This is a genomic window from Longispora fulva, assembly GCF_015751905.1.
Taxonomy (GTDB): Bacteria; Actinomycetota; Actinomycetes; order Mycobacteriales; family Micromonosporaceae; genus Longispora; species Longispora fulva.
Map to the genome: position 1 here is coordinate 5632167 of NZ_JADOUF010000001.1, position 19870 is coordinate 5652036.

Sequence of the window (19870 nt, forward strand, 5' to 3'; positions counted from 1 at the left end):
CCGCTACTGCGGCGTGGGCAGCAGGGCCAGCTCGGCGATCACCCGGACCCCGTAGCAGCAGGCCCCGGCCAGGCCGACCGCGACGAGCACCCAGACGAGGGCGAGCCACCTCGGACTCCGGGGTGGCTCCTCGTCGGCGTTCTGGTCCCACATCCGTTCAGGGTGCCACGGACGGCCGGGGCCGGTCCGGCCTGTTCGCGGGAAGCGCGACAACCGTCGACGATGTTAGATTCCTGTGCTCGTTTCGGTAGTCAGCAACATTCGGGGGTTTCGTTGCGCGTTCGTCGTGGCGTCTTGATCGGCGCCGTCGCATTCCTTGTCACAGCGGTCATTCCGCCCGGAACGGCCAGCGCGGCCCCGGTGCCGACCGCTCCCTACACCGCGTTCTCCATCGACGCCGGCGACAGCAACAACGTCCACGACCTCGGCGGATCGCAGCTGTACGACAGCAACAACGGCACCTTCACCGGCAGTTACACCAGCGCGAATGATGTCGTGGAACTGCGCGCGCGCGACAACGCCGCCACCGTGGGCTACACGTGGCGGGCGGCCCTGATGCCGCCGACCGGCTCGACGTGGGTGGCCGGTACCCGGTATCCGACCCAGAACGACCCGGACGCGACGCACGCCAGCCTGCACGTCCAGCCGGGCTCCGCCGTCTGCTCCGGCCCTGGGTCCGTCCTGATCCGGGAGGTGGTCCGCGACGGCGCGCAGAAGATCACCGCGTTCGCCGCCACCTACGCCGTCGACTGCTTTGCGGAGCAACCCCAGCAGCGCGTGACCGGTGAGCTGCGGTGGAACTCCAGCGTCGGCTACACCGCCGCGACGACCGAGAAGTGGGCCAAGTACTTCGGTAAGATGTACGCCGGGATGGACGGGCCGCCGCAGGCGATCACCCTCACGGCGAAGGGCACCGAGCCGACCACGTTCGGCGCGGTGACGTTCGGGGACCCAACGCTGTTCACCGTCACCGGCAACACCTGCTCCGGTGCGACGTTGGCGTACGGGGAGACGTGCGCCGTGACCCTGACGCCGCACCCGACCCAGCGGGGGTACCAGTACACCCAACTGTTCGTCGCCGACAACACGGCCGGTGGCCGCAAGGTCGTCCAGGTGAGCCTGGTCGGCCTGGACCCGCGCGAGGTCGCGCCGACGTACCTGGGGTCGTTCGGGCCGGTCGAGGCGGGGCATGCCGACGTCGTGCAGACCGTGACGGTGCAGTCCTACGGCATCCAGCCGACCCGGATGGGCAAGGCGTCGATCGACGGCGTGGCCCCGGGGTGGTTCACCATCACGGCCGACACCTGCTCGGGGACCACGCTCCCGGTCGGGGGCGCCTGCACGATCCAGGTGACGGCACACGGTCTCGAGGCTCCGTACCAGGATCGGACGCTGTTCATTCCGAACGACAGCCTGACCCCGCGCTACGAGGTGCGGCTGGGCGCGGACATCGGCGCCCGGGGCAGCTACTACCCGCTGACGCCCAACCGGATCCTCGACACCCGGGAGGGCAACGGCGCGCCCAGGCGGACGGTCGGCGGCGGCGAGACCGTCCATCTGCAGGTCAACGGCCGGGGCGGCGTGCCGGCCGCCGGGGTGTCGGCCGTGGTGCTCAACGTGACCGTCACCGAGCCGACCGCCGCGGGGTTCATCACGGTGTACCCCTCCGGCCTGCCGCGTCCCGTGGCGTCGTCGCTGAACCACGTGCCCGGCTGGACCGGGGCGAACTCCGTCACGGTCGGCGTGGGCGCCAACGGCCAGGTCGACCTGTACAGCCACGCCGGATCCACCCACGTGGTCGTCGACGTGGTCGGCTACTACGCGAAGGGCTACGCGGGGCCGGACGGTGGCCCGGCCGTCGGCGCCCAGTACGAGCCGATCGTGCCGCAGCGGCTGCTGGACACCCGCAGCGCCTGGGGCGACCCGCTGCCGGCCGGCCACTACGCCAAGGTGCCGGTCGACTTCGGGGCGAACGTCAACCCGCACATCCGGGCCCTGGCGGTCAACGTCACCGCGGTCGACCCGCGCGGGTCGGGCTTCCTGACCACCTGGGACGGGCAGGGCCCGCGCCCGAACGCCTCGACGCTCAACTACACGGCCGGCCGGAACGTGCCGAACATGGCGATCGTGCCCACCGCGAACTGCACCGACTGCGGCGTCGGGACCGGCCTGCCGTCGATCGGCGTGCACACGACGACGGACACCCACCTCGTGGTCGACGTGGTCGGGTTCTACGTCGACAACGGCGTGACGAGCGGACTGCGCTTCCAGCCGGTCAGGCCGACCCGGATCACCGACACCCGGCCGGACTACACCGGACCAGGCCTGCACGGTTCGATCGGCCCGGACTCCTCGGTCCCGGTCGCCGCCGACGGGGCCGTGTTCCCGGGCGCGGTCGCGGTGGGGCTCAACGTCACGGCCGTGGCGCCCACCTCGAACACGTTCCTGACCGTGTGGCCGTCGACGTATCCCGAGGTGGACCGGCCGGGGGTCAGCAACCTCAACCCGACCGCCGGGCAGGTCGTGGCCAACGCCGTGGTCACCGGCGTCGGCTTCAAGATCGGCTATGGCGGCGACCTGATGTTCAACGTGTACAACCTGGCCGGCCGGACCGACCTGGTCGTCGACGCGGTCGGGGCCTACTACTCCAGCACGACCGGCTACCGGCAGACCTACCTGCTCCTCAGCTACCCGCCGTCGACCCGGCACGGCTGACGAACGACGCCGCACCTCCGAGGGGAGGTGCGGCGTCGCCGTCGTCGGTCAGCGATGCGTGGGCTCCAGCCAGCCCTCGGCCGTCAGATACTCCAGGACCGTCGCCACCGCCTCGTCCACCGTGCCGGCGGTGTCCAGCGTCAACTCCGCGTCCGTGGGGATCTCGTACGGGTCGTGCACGCCCGTCATGTTGGTGATCTCGCCCGCGCGGGCCTTCGCGTACAGCCCCTTGCGGTCGCGGTGTTCGCACACCTCCAACGGGGTGGCGATGTGCACCAGGATGAAGCCGGCCCCGGCCTCGTGCGCGAGCTTGCGGGCCTCGGACCGCCCGTGCGCGTACGGCGCGATCGGGCAGCACAGCGCCAGCCCGCCGTGCCGGGCGACCTCGGCGGCCACGAACCCGATCCGGGTGATGTTCAGATCCCGGTCGGCCCGGGAGAAGCCCAGCCCGGACGACAGCAGCCGGCGGACGACGTCGCCGTCGAGCAGGCTCGCGTTGCGGTCCCCGCCCTCCAACAGCGCCTCGTGCACGCCCCGGGCGATCGTGGACTTGCCGGCCCCGGACAGCCCCGTGAACAGCACGACCAGGCCCCGCTCCCGGCGCGGCGGCCGGGACCGGCGCAGCTCGCGGGCCACTGCCGGCGGGGTGTGCCACTCGGGCAGGGTCACGCCCCGGTCCTGCAGGTCGGCGATCTCCCGGTTGGTGAGCGCGAGCCGGCGGGTGTGCGGGGGCACGTCGTCCCGGGAGCGCCACTGGCCGTCCCTGGCGTCGTAGGCCAGCTCACGGGGCAGCACCACGCGCAGCCCGCCGGCCGTGATGGTGGCCGCACCCGACAGCAGGTGCGTCACCCCGTAGGCCGCGGCGACCCGGCTGTGCAGCAGGGCGTCACGCACGTCGTCCCCGGTCCGGCTCAGCGGCACGGCGACGATGGTGGCCGCCGGCAGCCGGTCGCGGGCGGCGAGGACGGACCGGACCAGCGCCTCGGGCGGCAGGCCGTCCGGACCGGGGCCGCCGACCGGGACGATGATCAGCACGTGGCCGGCGATCGTACGGGCGGCGTGCGCGAGCTGGGCCAGCTGCGGCCGGTGCAGCGGCCGGTCGGCGATCACCCCGAGCACCCGCCCCGACGGCAGCACGTCGCGGACCTCCGCCGGGCCCATCCGGAGCTTCTTGAACGCGCCGCGCGGACCCTCGCCGAGCCGGCGGAGCTGCCCGGAGATGTACACCGAGCCGGCCCTGGCCTCCCAGGTCTCCGTGACGTCCAGGGCGGCGGCCGGCGCGGCCTCGGTGTCGGTGAGGACCAGGACCCGACGCATCGGGTTGGTCAGGTCGAGCTTCCCCGTGAGCTCGACCGGCACCTCCAGGGTGACCGGCGCCGACCAGGGGGTGCCGTCGGCGAGGCGTCCACGCCGGGTCACCGCCACCAGGTCGGCCCGGCTCAGAAAGCCCGTCAGCGGGGCGTACGCCCCGCTGAGCAGTAGTTCCAGATCGGCGAGTTCCCGTGGTCGGGGCGTGTACGTCGGTGCGCCCCGTAGTACTTCGTCTGGCAGAACCCAGCCGTTCATGACAGCCCCCTCCCTTGGCCCGTCGCCCCTGCGGGCCACATGGGGCCTGCGGCCCTGACAGTCTCCCAGCCTGTCAAGAAGAGGTCGAGCCGCCACCCAGGGCTGTCACTGTTACGTCAGATCGGCGGCCCCGAACGAGGCACTGAACCTTTTACACCAGATCGTCACACTCTTGTAGAGATCCAGGTCGGTGCCGGGCGGGATGTCGTACACCTGACTGCCCTTGTTGCCCTTGAGTCGGCCCAGCTCGACATGGCGCGAGGCATCGAGGTCCGTCACCGTCGCCGCCTGGTCGGTGATCCAGACCCGCAGGTCGGGGCCGTTGCTCGTGTCCAGGTCACGCAGGGCGAGCACGTGCCGGCCGTCGGCGAGCCGGACCAGTTCGGCGGATCCGGCCGTCGCGTGCTCGTGGCTGACGAAGCTCCCGTGGCGCACGACGGTGTCGGCGATCGTGGGCGCCGCCGCCGGCAGGGTCTCGTGCACCGTCCGGTCGACGACCAGCTTCCACGGCTGGAACCAGAACAGTCCGAAGGCGACGGCCACCGCGAGCGCGAGGCCGACGAGGACAAGTTTCTTCCGCATGCCCCTCAGCCTGCCCGCTCCGGGCCGATCCGCACCTTACGAGCCGGTTACCGGCCCCACCGGGCGGCTACCTCAGTCGGACGTCGAACATCCGGTTGCTCATCAGGTCCCGGAACGCCGCCGCCGCCTGCGGGGTCGCGTCGATCCGTGAGTCGCGGCCCTCGGCGTTCGGCGAGTCGAAGTACACCAGGGCCTTGACCCGGGGGAACAGCGCCATCTGGTCGGCGGTGGTCGCGAAGAACCACGGCTTGTGGCCCGGGTTCCCGCCCGACTGCCACACGCCCCACTCGGCGACCATCAGCGGCTTGTCCGGGAAGGTCCGCGCCGCCCACGAGTAGATGCCCGGCCAGGCCTTGCCGACCGAGGTGCGGTTGACCATCTCCACGAAGTCGCCGTAGCCGAAGCCGCCGTCGCTGTAGGCGTACACGTCCCAGCTGACCCAGTCGACCACGTCGTCGCCCGGGTAGAGCTCACCGAACCACGGCTGGACATTCCACGGCACGTAGGACATGTAGCACATCACCGTGACCGCGTTCGTCACTCCCTTGGCACGCAACCGCTCCACGACGTGCCGGTACATCGCGGCGTAGTCCCGGGCCGTCATGCCCGAGCCCGCGCCGGCGATCACGTCGTTCTCCGGCTCGTGGTGCACGGTCAGGTAGAACGGGTCGGTGTAGGTGGACGTGATGTGCGCGGCGAGCCGGTCGATCACCCGGTCGTAGTCCCCGGCGGCGACCCGGTCCCAGCGCATCAGGGGCTTCCAGTTCAGGAACAGCAGCCGCTCGTGGCCGGGTTCGCGGGCCAGCGCCACCTCCCACGGGGTCGGGAACAGCTCCTCGCCCCGGTGGTAGTGGTGGAAGATCTGCTGCCCCCGGCCTGCGGTCGCCTCGAACTCGCGGAGCGCCTGGTCCCGGGGCTGGCTGGTGTGTGCGGCCGGGGCGACGCCGGTGAGGATGCCGCAGGTGGGGACGAGCTTCGGGCCGACGACGCAGGGCGCGGCCGGCGGCTCCTCCGGGTCCTCGGAGGGCACGGCGGTCGGGATCGGGCTGACGGCGGGCGGGCTCGGCACCGCCGGGCTGGGCACGGTCGGGCTGGGCACCGTCGGGTCCGGCGGGACGGCGGTGGGCGCCGGCGGCGTCGGGGACGGGAGCTGCTGGCCGGGCGTCGACGGCACCGGCTGGGGGGCCGGCGGGCTCGGCTGCGGCGGGACCGGGCTGGGTTCCCCGCCGGACGGCGGGGTCGGCACGGGATCGGACGGCACGGGCACCGGATCGGCCGGGGGCAGCGGCGGCGGCACCGGGTCGGAGGCGGAGCCCGGATCGGGGCTGGGTTCGACGCTCGGCGAGGGGCTCCCAGGGGGCGGCGGCGTGGTGCCCGGGTCCTCGGCGGGCGCCGGCGACGCCGGATCCTGCCACCGGCCGGTGCGCGGGTCCTCCCGGGTCAGCCGCAGGGTCGGCGCGCCGGAGGGCGCCTCCGAGCTGCGGAACCGCTGCAACCGATCGGGGCTGGTCAGGGCGAAGGCGTACTTGCCGGTGGACTGCACCACCCGGCTCACGTCGAAGGTCAGGGTGGTGGCCGACGCGGTGACCGTGCTGGTGCCGAGCACCCGGCCGACCTGCGGCGCCCGGCTGGCCAGGGTGCGCTCGCTCCAGCCGGTGTCCGGCACCGAGACCAGCTCGACCAGGCCCGGCTTCGCCCCGGGCAGCGGGGTCAGGGTCAGCGTGCTGCGCAGCCGGCCGGTGCCGCGGGGCACCTCGCTGACCTGGAAGCGCAGGTAGGACACCATCGCCTCGGCGCCGGACCGGCCGGCGGCCAGCTCGGGGTCACGGGCGACGGCCGGGGTGCGGCCGTTGCGCAGGTACGCGTCGGCGGCCACCCGGACCAGAACGTCGGGCGTCACGGGCGAACTCGTGCAGGCGGCCAGTCCACCGCCCAGGCAGAGCACGGTGGTGACGAGGGCGACTCGACGGTCCACGCATCTCATACGTGCATATTTACAGTTTTTCGCGACACGAGGGGGTGAAAAACCGCAACTCGCCGCGCACCCTCGACCCCCCGCCGGTCGTTGGCCGTTTAGTCGGCCTGTGCGCATTGCCGCACATCGGAGGGAGGCCGGATTTGTTCTATAGTACTTTTTTCATAATTTGTCCTCGATTGTAACGATGCGAAAGGTCCCCGCATCCCCATGGACGTGTCTCGGCCGGCCACGTACGACCTCTCCGACTACCTCAGCGCCCTCCGCAGGAGCTGGTGGGTGGCCGTGCTGGCCGCGGCTCTCGGGTTCGCCGGGGCCACGGCGTTCACCATGACCCAGCACAAGCTGTACGAGTCCTCGGCCTCCGTTCTCGTCCAGCCCACCGGCGTCACCGACACGAACGTGACCGGCGGCCGGACCAAGGGCGACATCAACCTGGACACCGAGGCCCAACTCGTGAAGTCCACGGCCGTGGCCACCGACGCCGGGAAGCTGATGCGCAGCGCGAAGACCGCGCCGCAGCTCGCCCACCGGGTGTCGGTCGCCGTGCCGCCGAACACGTCGGTGCTGGTCATCACGTACTCCGAGCATTCGCCGCGCGCCGCGCAGGCCGGCGCGCACGCGTTCGCCGAGGCCTACCTCGCCAACCGCAACGAGAGCGCGAAGGCCGACCTGACCGGGCAGGCCGGCACGCTGGACCGCAAGATCAAGCAGGTGAACGCCGACCTGGCGAGCCTGCCGACCACCCTGGACCGGGCCCAGCCGGAGGTCGAGAGCCGGCGGTCCAACCTGTCCAACCAGCTCAACACGCTGACCTCCCGGTTGAACCAGCTCGCCACGACCACGGTCAACGGCGGCAAGATCATCAGCGACGCCGACCTGCCACACCAGGCCATCAAGCCCAGCGTGCCGCTCAACCTCGGCAGCGGAGCGCTCGCCGGACTCGTGATCGGGATCGGCATCGCCCTCGGCCGGGAACGCTTCGACCGCCGGGTCCGGCGCGGGATCGACCTGCCCCGGCGGGCCGGCGTGCCGCTGCTCGCCGAACTCGCCGAGATCGACGACCGGTACGACCCGGGCACGGAGAGCGGGCGCGCCTTCGCCCGGCTGCGCAACGAGATCGCGTGCGGGGAGCACCGGCTGATCGTGGTGACCGGGGCCGCCCCGGGTTCGGCGGCCACCCTGGTCGCGGCCAACCTGGCCGGGGCGTTCGCGCACGCCGGCAACAACGTCTCCCTGCTCACCCAGCACGCGCAGGACGCGACCGGGCAGCTGCAGGTCGAGTCCGTCCGCCGGACCCTGGACAAGCTGCGCGCCCGGGCCGACTACGTCATCATCGAGGCCCCGTCCACGGCCGCCAGCGCCGACGCCCAGAGCCTCGCCAGCCTGTGCGACGCGGCGATCATGGCCGTCGAGGCCCGCCGATGTACCCACGCCCAGGTCCTCGACGCCGCCGACCAGCTGCGCCGGGTGGACACCGCCCTGCTCGGCGGGGTGCTGACCCCGCGCCTGCGGGCCCAGGCCACCCGGCCAGCGCAGCCGGAACCGGTCGAGCCGCAGCCGCAGTTGACATGACGCTCACGACCGCCCCACCCTCCCCGCCGCTGGTGCGCCCCAGGGCGCCCCGCTGGCTCCCCCTGCCCCCGGCCTGGCCCCTGGTCGGGATCCTCGCCCTCTACCCGCTGTGGTGGGCGCTCGGCCTCGGCGTCCTGATCTTCCCGATGATGGCGCTGCCGATGGGCTGGTGGCTGCTGCGGAACCGGCCCATCCAGGTACCCCCCGGATTCGGTCTGTGGTTGCTCTTCCTGCTCGCGGTCCTGGGCAGCGTCATCGCGCTCGGCTACCAGCCGGCCGGCACCCTGCCGGGCGGCTTCGTCGGCCGGCTGCCCGGGGTGGGCTTCCGGGTGATCGAGTACGCGTCGCTGACCGTGCTGATGCTCTACGTCGGCAACCTGCCCCGGGCCGTGCTGCCGCAGCGGCGGATCGTGGCGCTGCTCGGCTGGCTGTTCGTCGTCACCGTCGGCGGCGGACTGCTCGGCGTGTTCGCCGGGCACTGGGAGTTCAACTCCCCGGTGGAGATGCTGCTCCCGCACAAGCTGCGCAGCATGGGCTTCATCAAGTCCCTGGTGCACCCGGCGGCCGCGCAGGTGATGGACGTGTTCGGCGGGATGGACATCCCCCGGCCGGCCGCCCCGTGGGGCTACACGAACACCTGGGGCAACAACTACTGCCTGCTGGTCGGCTTCTTCGTGATCTGGGCCTTCGCCACGAGACGCCGCTGGCTGGCCGCCGTGCTGCTGGTCGTGTCGGTGCTGCCGGTCGTCTACTCGCTCAACCGGGGCCTGTGGATCGGCCTCGGCATGCTGGCCCTCTACCTGGCCGCCCGGCTCGCCGCCCAGGGCCGGATGTGGCCGCTGTTCGGGCTCGCCGCCACCACGGCCGTCGTCGCGGTGCTGCTCGCCGCCAGCCCGCTCGGCACCCTGGTCAACGCCCGGGTCGAGCACGGCAAGTCCAACGACGTCCGGATGTACGTCACCGTCGAAGCGCTCCGAGGACTGCCCGAGTCCCCGCTGATCGGCTTCGGCTCGACCCGCAACACCTCGGGCGGGCGCAACTCGATCGCGGTCGGCAGCACCTCGGACTGCGAGCGGTGCGGCAACTTCACCCTGGGCGGCAACGGTCAGCTCTGGCAGACCCTGTACGCGCACGGGATCATCGGCACCCTCGCCTACTTCGGCTTCTTCGGCTACGGCATCTGGCGGTTCCGCCGGGACCGTACCGCGATCGGGCTCGTCTGCTCGGCCTGTCACGTCGTCAGCTTCTCGGCGATGTTCTGGTACAACGCGCTGGTCACACCACTGGCGTTCCAGCTGCTGGCCTACGCGCTGCTGTGGAGGAACACCCATGCCCACGAATAACGCGCCGGCGGCACTGACCGCCTCGGACTCCTCGCTGCGGGCCGCGTACCTCACCGAGGTGCTCGGGCTGCTGTACCCGACGGGTGAGGGGGCCGGGATCGAGTACCTCGTGGTGCCCGACGCGCGCCGGCCACGGCTCCTGGTACCCGCCAACGACCGCAGGCTCGCCGCGGCCGCCGTGCGCAGGTACGCCGAACCCACCTCCCGGCTCGCCCGGTTCAAGCGGGACGCCGTCGTCGCCGCGCTGCGCACCGGGGCCTCCGGACTGCTGCTCCGCGACCGGGTCACGGTGCGCGAGTCCGGCGGCATCGACGCGCACCTGTGCGAGGCGCTCGGCCAGCAGGTCCGGATCAGCGTGCACATCGGACCGGCCAGGGCCAACCGCAAGCCGGTCCTGCAACTGCTCGCCCCCGGCGGCACCACGGTCGGATTCGTCAAGCTCGGCGTCAACGAGCTGACCCGCCGGCTGGTCCGCGCCGAAACCAACGCGCTGGAGTCCCTGTCCTGCGCCGGGCTGCAACTGATCACCACGCCGTCCGTGCTGCACGCCGGCGGCTGGCGCGGCCACGAGGTGCTCGTCCAGTCCGCCCTGCCGATCTGGCGGCCCCGGGCCGCGGTCCGCGCCCGGCTGAACCCCGCGATGCGGGAGCTGGCCGAGGCGTTCGGGGTGACCCGGTGCCGGCTGTCGCAGAGCGAGTACCGGGGCCGGCTCACCACCCGGCTCGCCACGGTCAAGGTCTCCGACGACGGCCGGGTCCTCGAACGCGCCGCCGCCGAACTCCTCAAACGCGCCGGCAGCGCCCAGCTGTCCTTCGGCGCGTGGCACGGCGACTGGACCCCGTGGAACATGGCCGCCGTGCACGACACGCTGCTGGTCTGGGACTGGGAACGGTTCTGCACCGGGGTGCCCGTCGGCTTCGACGGCGCGCACTACGCCCTGCAGGCCGCCATCGTCACCGCCGGCCGGGAACCCGCCACGGCCGTCGACCAGGTGATCGACAACGCGCCGGCGCTGCTCGCCCCGTTCGGGGTCGGGGCCGCCGCCGCCCGGATCACCGTGCTGCTCTACCTCGTGGACCTCGCCACCCGGTACCTGACCGATCGCCAGGCGGAGGCCGGTGCCCGACTCGGGGTGCTGGGCACCTGGCTACTGCCGGCGTTGGTCCGCCGGGTTTCTCACCTATAGGAGAGGGTCGTGGACTCACACAAGGTCCCAGAGAAAGTCAAACAGTTGGTGCACTTCGGCTCCCGGTCACTCGGCCGGGCCACCGCGAACGCCCGACTGCTGCCGTCGTTCCTGCTGTGCGGGGGGCAGCGGTGCGGCACGACGTCGCTGTACCGGGCGCTCGCCGGGCACCCGGCCATCCTCAAGGCGGTGCTGCACAAGGGCGTGCACTACTTCGACACGTCCTACCACCAGGGATTCTCCTGGTACCGGGGCCACTTCCCGCTCCGGGTCAGCGCCCGACGCGTCGAGTCCCGGGTCCAGGTGCCGGTCCAGACGTTCGAGTCCAGCCCGTACTACATGTACCACCCGCACGCCGCCGAACGGATCGCCCGCGACCTGCCCGACGTGAAGCTCGTCGTCCTGGTCCGCGACCCGGTCGAGCGCGCCTACTCCCAGCACGCGCACGAGCTGGCCCGCGGCTTCGAACACATCGAGGAGTTCACCGAGGCCGTGGACCTCGAGCCGTCCCGGCTGTCCGGCGAGGCGGAGCGGCTGCGCACCGACCCGACGTACTACTCCTTCTCCCACCAGCACCACGGCTACCTGGCCCGCGGCCGGTACGTCGAATACCTCGAACGGCTCGCCGACATCTTCGGCCGGGACCGCATCCACGTCGTCGACAGCCACGACTTCTTCACCACCCCGCAGCCGGTGTTCGCCGACCTGCTGGGCTTCCTCGGCCTGCCGTGGCTCGGCGACCCGCCGTTCGAGCAGCACAACGCGCGGCCCAGGTCCACGATGCCGGAGTCGGTGCGCGAGGCGCTCGACGCGTACTTCGCGCCCCACGACGAACGCCTCGCCCGGTGGCTCGGCTGGACGCCCTCCTGGCGACGATGACGGTTCTCCAACAGCGCACCGCCTCAGACCGCGCCGACCTCGGTCGGGTGGCCCGGGGCGGCGTCCTCAACCTGGCCGGCGCCGGCTACGCGGGCCTCGCCGGCTTCGGCGTCACCTGGCTCGTCGCGCGCGGCCTGGCCCCCGCCGACGCCGGACGGTTCTTCGCGTCCACTGCGGCGTTCACGGTCGCCGTCACCGTCGCGAAGCTCGGCACCCCCACCGGCCTCGTCTACTGGCCGGCCCGGCTCCGCGACCGCCCGCACCTGCTCCGCCCCATGTTGCGCGCGGCGCTGAGCCCCGTCGCCGTCGCCGCTGTGCTCATCGCGGCGGGGCTGTGGGCCACCGGCAGACTCGGCCCCCTCGTCGTCTTCCTTCCCCTGGCCGCGCTCACCGACGCGCTGCTCGCCGCGACCCGTGGCTTCCGCAAACCCCGCCCAACGGTGCTCTACGACAAGCTGCTGCGGCCGACGTTGCAGCTCGGCGCGTTAGGGCTCGCGGTGTGGCTGGCGGGCGGGTCGCCGGGGGTGTTCACGGTGGCGTGGGCGTGGGCGTATCTGCCGGTGTTCTTCCTGGCCTGGCGGGCGCTGCCGACACTGCCCCCGACCGGGCCGAGTGACCCGATCGCCGGGCCGTTCTGGCGGTTCACCGCGCCCCGCGCCCTGGCCAGCGTCGCCCAGCAGGCCCTGCAACGCGTCGACGTCATACTGCTCGCCGCCCTGGTCAGCTTCACCCAGGCCGCCTACTACGCCGTCGCCGGCCGGTTCGTCATCGTCGGCCAGCTCGCCAACCAGGCCCTCGCCTACAGCGTGCAGCCCCAACTCGCGGAACTTCTCGCGGCCGGGGACCGGCCGGCCGCCCGCGCCCTCTACCAGTCGGCCACCGGCTGGGTGATCCTGCTGTCCTGGCCGGTCTACCTGCTGGCGGCCGTGTTCGCCCCGTTGTACCTGCACCTGTTCGGGCCGCAGTACCGGGCGGCCGGTGGGGTCGTCGTCATCCTCGCCGGGGCCATGATGGTCGGCTCCGGCTGCGGCATGGTCGACTCCGTGCTCGCGATGGCCGGCCGGACCAGCTGGAACCTCCTCAACGTCCTGGCGGCCCTCGGCGTCAACATCGGCGTGGACCTCGTGCTGATCCCCCGGTTCGGGGCGCTCGGCGCGGCCTGCGGGCTCGCGGCGGCCGTGCTGACCAACAACCTGGTGCCGCTCGCGCAGCTGGGCTGGGGACTCGGCCTGCACCCGTTCGGGCGGGGCACGCTGTGGGCGGGGCTGCTGACGTCGACGTGCTTCGGGGCGGTACCCGTCGGATCGGTCGCTCTGTTCGGCAGGGGCCTGCCCGGTCTCGCCGTGGCCCTCGGCGCCGGCGGCACCCTCTACGGCCTCGGCTGCTGGCGCCTGCGCCGCCCCCTGGCCCTGCCGACCGGCTCCGTCGCGCGGCTCCGTGGCCTCATCCGCTCCCTGCGCCGGAAGGTGTGACCGATGCGCCGCCTGCTCCTCGCCACCGTGCTCCTGTTGGCCGGCTGCACGGCAGCACCCCCGGACGAGCCCGGAACCCCGGACCTGGTGCCGGCGGCTCTGCAGCCCTCCGGCCCGGTCACCCTCCCCGACCGGGGCGCGCTGGTCGGCGCGTGGGTCCGCCCCGTCGACTACACGGATCTGGGCCGCACGGAGGCCGTCAGCGCCCTGGAGAAGGACCTGGGCCGCCCGCTCGACATCGTGCACGTCTACCACAAGTGGACGGACGACCTCATCGACCCGGCCGACAGGGCGTTCGTGAAGGCCGGCGCGACCCTGATGGTCTCCTGGGCCGGCGCGGACACCCGGATGGTGACGTCCGGCCGCCTCGATCCGGAGATCACCGCCCAGGCCGAGCGGGTGAAGAACCTGAAAAAGCCGATCCTTCTCCGGTACCGCTGGGAGATGGACCGCCCGAACCTGCGCGCCCAGATCTGGTCCCCCGAGGACTACATCGCGGCATGGCGACACGTCCGCGCGGTGTTCGCCACCGCCGGAGCCGCGAACGTGTCCTGGGTGTGGTGCCCCACCGCCGAGGGCTTCCAACGCGGCGACGCCGGATCGTTCTACCCGGGCGACGAGTCGGTCGACTGGACGTGCGTGGACGCGTACACGTCGGCGACCCTCAAGCCGCTGTCCGAGGTCGCGGCCCCGTTCCTGACCTGGGCGGCCACCCGCCCGAAGCCAGTGATCATCGGCGAGTACGGGGTCTCCCGCAAGTTCGCCCCCGAGCAACGCGCCTCATGGATGCTGGACGCGGCGCGGCTGTTCGAGGGCACGCCCAGAATCAAGGCGGTGAGCTACTTCAACTCGGACCCGGACGGCAACGACCGCGCGCACCAGTACGCCTTCGACCCGCCGACGCTCGCGGCGTTCAGGTCGATGGCCGTCCAGGACCACTTCCACCGGCCCCGGCACCCGTCCCCTTCGCCGTCGGCCTCCCGGTCCCGGCAGCGGCCGACGTCCCGGACGGAACCGTCGGACCCACCGTCGCCGTCGCCATCGCTCTCACTCCCGCCCTCGCCCTCGCCCTCGCCCTCGCCCTCGCCCTCACCCTCGCCGTCGTCCGCGCCCTCGTCCTCGTCCTCGCGGTGGCGTTGAGAGGATTCAGTCCTCGTTGACCCGCCACAAATCCCAGCCGCTGGCGGCGTCCTGGGCGATGTAGGTGTGGTCCGGGCGCCCCCAGGGCAACCGTCTGCCCGGCCTCCGCGAGTCGCCGGCCGCGTCGGCGTGGCCTGACGTCGCGGCAACGTTCCCCAATGGTCAGTCGGTGTCCGTAGCCGCCAGGATCGCCAGCCGTCGGCCGTCGGGTGAGAGGCACGCGAACCCGATGTCCCAGGCCACATGGTGGAACCACGTCGTGTTCGCCTCGAAGTGGTACCACTGGCAGGCAGCCACCCGCGCTTCGACCTCCGCGAACGACGACGAGGGGACGGCCCCCGACAGTCCGGCCAGCGACCGCCACGCCGCCAGGCGGCCGTAGGCTCCGTGCTCGCCCAGGTTGTACGCTCCACCGTTGGCCGCCGCATCGAAGAGTATCCGCCAGGCCTGGTCCGGCGGGCACTGCGAAACCGTCAGCGGGGCACGGGGGCCGCGCAGGCACTCGAGGTCCAGCGCGGTCAGGGTCTTCGGGACACCGTCGGTCACGAGGGGTTCGGAGGCGCTGAAGACCCTTGCTTCCACGCTGCCGTTGGACTGGTTGACCCAGTTGTCCACGGCGGCGGCGATCGTCTCCGCCGTGGCCGGCGTCGTGGTCTCCGTCAGGGTGGGGACCAGGGCCGCGGAGTTCTGCGGCACCGGCGTGGTCCCCGACGGCCCGGACAGCACCGTGCAACCGTGTCCCGTCGCGCTGTAGGTCGCCAGGTTGGGCTCGTTCTCGATCCGTACCAGGGAGAGTGGGAGCCAGCCCAGCGGGTGGTGGTGGGCGGACGTCGCCCAGCCCGCGAGGCCCGGTGTCGCCGCGACGTGAACGCCTCTCAGCGCCAGTTCGTGGGCGAGGCACGTTCGGAGTTCCTCCGAAACGCCGGACAGCGGCGATCCGAGGTCGAAGACGGCAGCCAACTCCGGCAGGGACCGGCTGGAGGCGAGCAGGGCCGCCACCTGGCGAGCCTGCCACTTGTCGCCGGTCACACCCGGTAGTGCCGCAACGATGTCCGTGATCCGATCCGCCATACACCTGAGCCTATGCCGGCCCGGACGGCACGCGGTGCCCCGCACCGACACCGGCCGGGGTCAGCCCTCCTTCTGGAGGACGACCAGGTACTCGGTGCGCAGCGCGTCGAGCTGGCCCAGGCTGGCCACCCGGGTCAGGCCCCGGGCCGCCCGCCACCCGACCCCCTTCAACCGCAGGATCTGGCGAAGCTTCCGCTGTTTGCTGTCCTCGAAGTATCCCTCGAAGGCCACAGTCAGCCCCAGGTCGACCGCCCGGCGCGCGAGATTGCGCGGCGCGATCGCCCGGCGCAGCGTCGTCGGGTACGGCCCGAACCCGGGCTTGCCGGCGTTCGCGGAGCCGGCCACCTTGCGGCGGAACCACACGTGGAAGCTGTGCGGCGTCCACTTGGTGACCAGCGACTTGGGGCTGCCCAGGTGCGGGACGGCCAACACCATGAGGCCGCCGGGGCGCAGCCAGTTGGCGAACCGTTCGATCAGCAGCTCCGGCCGGTCCACGTGCTCGAGGACGTACCAGCAGGTGATCAGGTCGAACGTACCGAATGGTGGGTTGTACTCCATCAGGTCGCACAGCACGCGCTCGTCGAGCCGGGTGTTCCACGCCAACGCGTCCGGGTCGGTGTCGACGCCGACGACGTAGGTGTCCGGGGGCAGGGACAGGCGGGTGCGTTTGCCCGCGCCGGCCTCCAGGGCCCGGGACCCGAGGTGCTCGCCGAGCAGCTCGTCCACCCGCGTTTGCAGCGCGGCGCAGGCGTCGGTGGGTCGGTCGAAGGTCAGCATCTCAGGCACGGTTCCTCACAGCGGAGCTCAGAAGGCGAATTGCGAAGGGCAGATCATGCATCAGGTACCGGCCGGCGAGCCGCCGCGGCTCGCTCAGCAGCCGGTGGGTCCATTCCAGACCGGAGCGTTGCATCCAGCGGGGCGCGCGGCGGAGTTCGCCGGCCACGAACTGCACGGAGGCGCCGCAGCCGACGAACCAGGCTCCGGGCAGTTCGGGGCGTAGCCGGTCGATGACGTGCTCCTGTTTGGGGAAGCCGAGGCCGACGTACACGATGTCGGGTTTCGCCTCTCTCACCCTGGCACACAGCTCGGCGTAGAAGTCGGTGTGTTCGAAGCCGAACGGCGGGCTGACGTGTCCGGCGATCCGCAGCCCCGGGCAGCCGGCCGCCAGGGTCGGGCCGGCCGAGGTGCCCGGGGTGCCGCCGATCAGGAACGCGGAGCGGCCGTCGAGGCCGGCACCCCGGGACAGGGTCCAGATCAGGCTGGAGCCGGCGACCCGTTCGGGCAGCGGGGTGCCGGCGAGTCTGGCCGCCCAGAGCAGGGGCATGCCGTCGGCGACGACAAGGCTGGCGTCGTCGAGGAAGCCGCGGGCCTCGGCGGCGCGCAGGGTGATGTCGACGTTGGGGGTGAGGATCCGGCCGCCCTCGCCCCGGTCGAGTGCCGCTCTGACGTGGGCGATCACCTCCTCCTCCGTGAGCGCGTCGAAGGCGATGTCGCCGACTGTCACTTTTGCTGCCAAAGCTCTGAGCCCCGTTCTCTCCGTAATGCTCGCTCGTTATAACGATCGGGCTGGTACAGGAGGGTATGAGTGGTTCGCGTAATTTTCATCGGCGCACTCGGCCGGAGCGGCACGACACTCCTGGAGCGGGTACTCGGCCAACTGCCGGGCGTCTGCGCCCTCGGCGAGGTGGTGCACCTGTGGGACCGCGACGTCCGCGACGACGAGCGGTGCGGGTGCGGGACCCGGTTCTCCCGGTGCGAGTTCTGGCAGGAGGTGGGCGACCGCGCGTTCGGCGGCTGGCACCGGCTCGACGTGCCCCGGCTGTTGGAGCTGCGCGACGCGGTCGAGCGGACCCGGTACATCCCGCGGCTCGCGGTGCGCGGCGGGGACGCCGTGTCCGACTACGCCTGGCACTACCGGCGGGTCTACCAGGCCGCGGCCGAGGTCAGCGGCGCGGAGGTCGTCATCGACTCCTCGAAGCACGCCGCGCTCGCCTACTGTCTGCGGTACTCCCCCGAGGTCGACCTGCGGGTCCTGCACGTGGTCCGCGACGCCCGGGGCGTGGCGTACTCGTGGACCAAGGAGGTCGCCCGGCCGGAGGCGGACGGGGACGCGATGACCCGGTACACCCCGACGAGGTCGGCGATGCTGTGGAACGCGCACAACGCGGCGTTCGCGGTACTCCGGCGGCGCGGCGTCCCCACCCGCCGGGTCCGGTACGAGAACTTCATGCGCGACCCGGTGGCCGTGACCCGCTCGCTCGCCCGGTTCGTCGGCGTGGACCCTGGGCCGATGGAGTTCCTGACCACCGACTCCGCCCGGCTGACCTCCTGTCACAGCGCCGCCGGGAACCCGATGCGGTTCACCGTGGGCCCGGTGCCGCTCCGCCGCGACGAGGCCTGGCGGACCTCGCTTCCTCCCCGACAGCGGCAGATCGTCCGGGCCCTGGCCGGGCCCCTGCTCAGCCGCTACGGCTACCTCCGGAGTCAATAACCCATGTACTGGCCGTCCATCGGTGTCGTCATCCCCACCCACCGCCGTCCCGACCAGCTGCGGGCGGCCATCGCGTCCGTGGTGGCCCAGGAGTACCCGGGCGAGCTGCGCGTCATCGTCGTCTACGACCGGGCCGAGCCCGACTTCATGGTCGCCAGGGGCGGAGACCGCCCGGTCATGGTCCTGTCGAACAACCGCACCCCCGGGCTGGCCGGGGCCCGCAACACCGGCATCCTGGCCCTCGACACCGACCTCGTCGCGTTCTGCGACGACGACGACGAGTGGCGGCCCGGCAAGATGGTCACGCAGTCGATGGCGCTGTGGCGCAAGCCGCTGGCCGAGTTCGGCACCTGCGCCATCGAGGTGGCCTACGACGGCCAGGTCAACGAGCGGCTCGCCGGCCGGACGGAGGTCAGCCACGCCGACCTGCTGGAGTCCCGGATGTCGATGCTGCACTCGTCGACGTTCGTGATCCGCCGGGCGGCGCTGATGGGCGGGCTGGGCCTGGTCGCCGAGGACGCGCCCGGCAGCCAGAACGAGGACTGGGACCTGCTGCTGCGCGCAGCGGCCCGGCACCCGATCGTGCACGTGGACCAGGCGTTGGTCCGGGTGGCGTGGGGGGTGGGTTCCCTGTTCGCGCGGCAGTACGACACGAAGATCTCGTCACTGCGGTGGATGCTGCACCGGCACCCGGAGATCGGTACCTGCCGGGCCGGCGCCGCCAGGGTCTACGGCCAGCTCGCCTGCTGGTACGCGGCGAAGGGCGACCGCAAGCAGTCGGTCCGCTGGGCGCGCGCGGCTCTGCGCCAACGGTGGCGCGAGCCCCGCGCGGCGATCGCCCTGGCTGCGTCGGCACGGATCGTCACGGTGGAATCGGTGGTCTCCGCGCTGCACAAGCGCGGCCACGGCATCTAGCCGGTCATCGTTCCAGCCGGTCGTCGTCCTAGGCGGTCGTCGTTCGCGGCCGGACGGCTCCGCGGACGGCGATCATGCCTGCTTCGTCAGGCCGATCGGGTTCGGGAACGGCAGCGCCTCGGCGGCGACGGCGGCCAGCGGGGCGAGCAGTTCGACCAGCCGCCCGGTGTCCACCCCGCGCCACACGTCGTCGGCGATCACATCCGTGCGCGCCTCCACCTGCGCGAACGCCGCCTCGCCGAACTCGGTCGGCCTGCCCGCCGCGTCGAGCCAGCCCTTCTCGACCAGCCGGCCCTCCGCCAGGGTCCATTCGTCGTCGGCCCAGCCCCTGGCCTGCTGCAACAGTCGGCGGTCGTTGTCGAGCGCCGCCCGCCACGCGAGGCTCTCGCAGCCGTCGAGCCCGGCGACCACGAGCGCCGCCACGTGCCCGTCGCCGCGGTGTTCGCGCAGCACGGTGGCGGCGTGCCACACGACGTCGAGCGGGTCGGTGGGCCAGGGCAGCGCGGCGTTGGCGGCGGCCAGGGGACGGCCGGCGGTGTCGACGGCCTCGGCCGCCTGCCGGAGCAGACCGGCGGCCTCGGCGAGGTCCCCGGCCGCCTCGGGCAGCAGCCGAAGCAGCGCGGCCCGCGCGCCTTCCGCCCGCGCCCGCAGCGCGACCTCCGGCGCCGCCAGCTCCCACAGGCCGGGCAGGGCCCGCTCCACCATCCGGGGCGCGAACCCGAAGAACATCGCGGCCACCGGCGCCGCCCCGACCGCCCCGAGCGGCGCGGACCGACCACCGAAGTAGCCGCGCCAGAAGCCGCGCAGCCCGGCCTCCTCGAAGGCGGCCCTGCACTCGGGCGCGAAGTACGTCACCGCGTGCAGCGGCTCGAACAGGGTCCACATCCGGCGTGCGATCATCGCCCCATCATGGTGCCCCGCGAAGAGCAAAACCATCATTTGTTACGGAGAAGACCGACC

17 protein-coding genes are annotated in these 19870 nt (G+C 72.4%); 9 read left to right on the forward strand and 8 right to left on the reverse strand.

Going from position 1 to position 19870, the window contains the following annotated elements; all coding sequences use genetic code 11:
* Nucleotides 1-3: 3 nt before the first annotated feature.
* Nucleotides 4-153 carry a hypothetical protein gene (locus IW245_RS25405; protein ID WP_197005675.1) on the reverse strand — a complete coding sequence of 50 codons (150 nt, stop codon included), beginning with the start codon at nucleotides 151-153 and terminating at the stop codon, nucleotides 4-6.
* A gap of 207 nt (nucleotides 154-360) precedes the next feature.
* Here IW245_RS25405 and IW245_RS25410 point away from each other — a divergent pair, with 207 nt between their 5' ends.
* Nucleotides 361-2715 (forward strand): choice-of-anchor D domain-containing protein, encoded by a 2355-nt coding sequence (locus tag IW245_RS25410; RefSeq protein ID WP_197005676.1) that lies wholly within the window; start codon nucleotides 361-363, stop codon nucleotides 2713-2715.
* Nucleotides 2716-2763: 48 nt separating this feature from the next.
* Here IW245_RS25410 and cysC read toward each other — a convergent pair whose 3' ends face one another.
* The 3 genes from cysC to IW245_RS25425 form a co-directional block, all read right to left on the reverse strand.
* On the reverse strand, nucleotides 2764-4281 hold the full coding sequence (cysC, locus tag IW245_RS25415; protein ID WP_197005677.1) for an adenylyl-sulfate kinase: 1518 nt from the start codon (nucleotides 4279-4281) through the stop codon (nucleotides 2764-2766).
* A gap of 111 nt (nucleotides 4282-4392) precedes the next feature.
* Nucleotides 4393-4863, reverse strand: coding sequence for a DM13 domain-containing protein (locus IW245_RS25420; protein WP_197005678.1), 471 nt, complete (start codon nucleotides 4861-4863; stop codon nucleotides 4393-4395).
* Nucleotides 4864-4930: 67 nt separating this feature from the next.
* Nucleotides 4931-6838: a DNRLRE domain-containing protein gene (locus tag IW245_RS25425; protein WP_197005679.1), complete on the reverse strand. Its 1908-nt coding sequence runs from the start codon at nucleotides 6836-6838 to the stop codon at nucleotides 4931-4933.
* Nucleotides 6839-7048: 210 nt separating this feature from the next.
* On the opposite strand from IW245_RS25425, the gene IW245_RS25430 reads away from it, so the two are divergent.
* From IW245_RS25430 to IW245_RS25455, 6 genes are read left to right on the forward strand one after another with little or no spacing between them, the layout of a single operon-like run.
* Nucleotides 7049-8413, forward strand: a complete 1365-nt coding sequence (locus IW245_RS25430) for a Wzz/FepE/Etk N-terminal domain-containing protein (protein WP_197005680.1) — start codon at nucleotides 7049-7051, stop codon at nucleotides 8411-8413.
* Nucleotides 8410-9756: a hypothetical protein gene (locus IW245_RS25435; protein WP_197005681.1), complete on the forward strand. Its 1347-nt coding sequence runs from the start codon at nucleotides 8410-8412 to the stop codon at nucleotides 9754-9756. Before IW245_RS25430 ends, IW245_RS25435 begins: the two co-directional genes overlap by 4 nt.
* Nucleotides 9743-10942: a phosphotransferase gene (locus IW245_RS25440; protein ID WP_197005682.1), complete on the forward strand. Its 1200-nt coding sequence runs from the start codon at nucleotides 9743-9745 to the stop codon at nucleotides 10940-10942. The genes IW245_RS25435 and IW245_RS25440 overlap by 14 nt, the downstream gene beginning before the upstream one ends.
* Before the next feature lie 9 nt (nucleotides 10943-10951).
* On the forward strand, nucleotides 10952-11821 hold the full coding sequence (locus tag IW245_RS25445) for a sulfotransferase domain-containing protein (RefSeq protein ID WP_197005683.1): 870 nt from the start codon (nucleotides 10952-10954) through the stop codon (nucleotides 11819-11821).
* Nucleotides 11818-13293, forward strand: a complete 1476-nt coding sequence (locus tag IW245_RS25450) for a polysaccharide biosynthesis C-terminal domain-containing protein (protein ID WP_231398931.1) — start codon at nucleotides 11818-11820, stop codon at nucleotides 13291-13293. The genes IW245_RS25445 and IW245_RS25450 overlap by 4 nt, the downstream gene beginning before the upstream one ends.
* A 3-nt stretch (nucleotides 13294-13296) precedes the next feature.
* Entirely contained in the window at nucleotides 13297-14433 is a 1137-nt protein-coding gene (locus tag IW245_RS25455; RefSeq protein WP_197005684.1) for a glycosyl hydrolase, read from the forward strand.
* A gap of 162 nt (nucleotides 14434-14595) precedes the next feature.
* Here the strand turns inward: IW245_RS25455 and IW245_RS25460 are convergent, their stop codons facing one another.
* The 3 genes from IW245_RS25460 to IW245_RS25470 are packed head-to-tail and all read right to left on the reverse strand — an operon-like array spanning nucleotide 14596 to nucleotide 17008.
* Nucleotides 14596-15504, reverse strand: coding sequence for a DUF6183 family protein (locus IW245_RS25460; RefSeq protein ID WP_197005685.1), 909 nt, complete (start codon nucleotides 15502-15504; stop codon nucleotides 14596-14598).
* A gap of 60 nt (nucleotides 15505-15564) precedes the next feature.
* The gene (locus IW245_RS25465) at nucleotides 15565-16281 is read right to left on the reverse strand and encodes a class I SAM-dependent methyltransferase (protein WP_197005686.1); all 717 of its coding nucleotides are present in this window, start codon (nucleotides 16279-16281) and stop codon (nucleotides 15565-15567) included.
* Nucleotide 16282: 1 nt separating this feature from the next.
* Nucleotides 16283-17008 (reverse strand): WecB/TagA/CpsF family glycosyltransferase, encoded by a 726-nt coding sequence (locus tag IW245_RS25470; protein ID WP_197005687.1) that lies wholly within the window; start codon nucleotides 17006-17008, stop codon nucleotides 16283-16285.
* An 81-nt stretch (nucleotides 17009-17089) separates the two neighbouring features.
* Here IW245_RS25470 and IW245_RS25475 point away from each other — a divergent pair, with 81 nt between their 5' ends.
* Both IW245_RS25475 and IW245_RS25480 read left to right on the forward strand, forming a co-directional pair.
* Nucleotides 17090-17995 (forward strand): sulfotransferase, encoded by a 906-nt coding sequence (locus IW245_RS25475; RefSeq protein WP_197005688.1) that lies wholly within the window; start codon nucleotides 17090-17092, stop codon nucleotides 17993-17995.
* A gap of 3 nt (nucleotides 17996-17998) precedes the next feature.
* Nucleotides 17999-18910 carry a glycosyltransferase family 2 protein gene (locus IW245_RS25480; protein WP_197005689.1) on the forward strand — a complete coding sequence of 304 codons (912 nt, stop codon included), beginning with the start codon at nucleotides 17999-18001 and terminating at the stop codon, nucleotides 18908-18910.
* Nucleotides 18911-18982: 72 nt separating this feature from the next.
* Here the strand turns inward: IW245_RS25480 and IW245_RS25485 are convergent, their stop codons facing one another.
* A complete protein-coding gene (locus IW245_RS25485; RefSeq protein ID WP_443673915.1) occupies nucleotides 18983-19810 on the reverse strand; it encodes an SCO6745 family protein in 828 nt (275 codons plus the stop codon).
* Nucleotides 19811-19870: the final 60 nt, after the last annotated feature.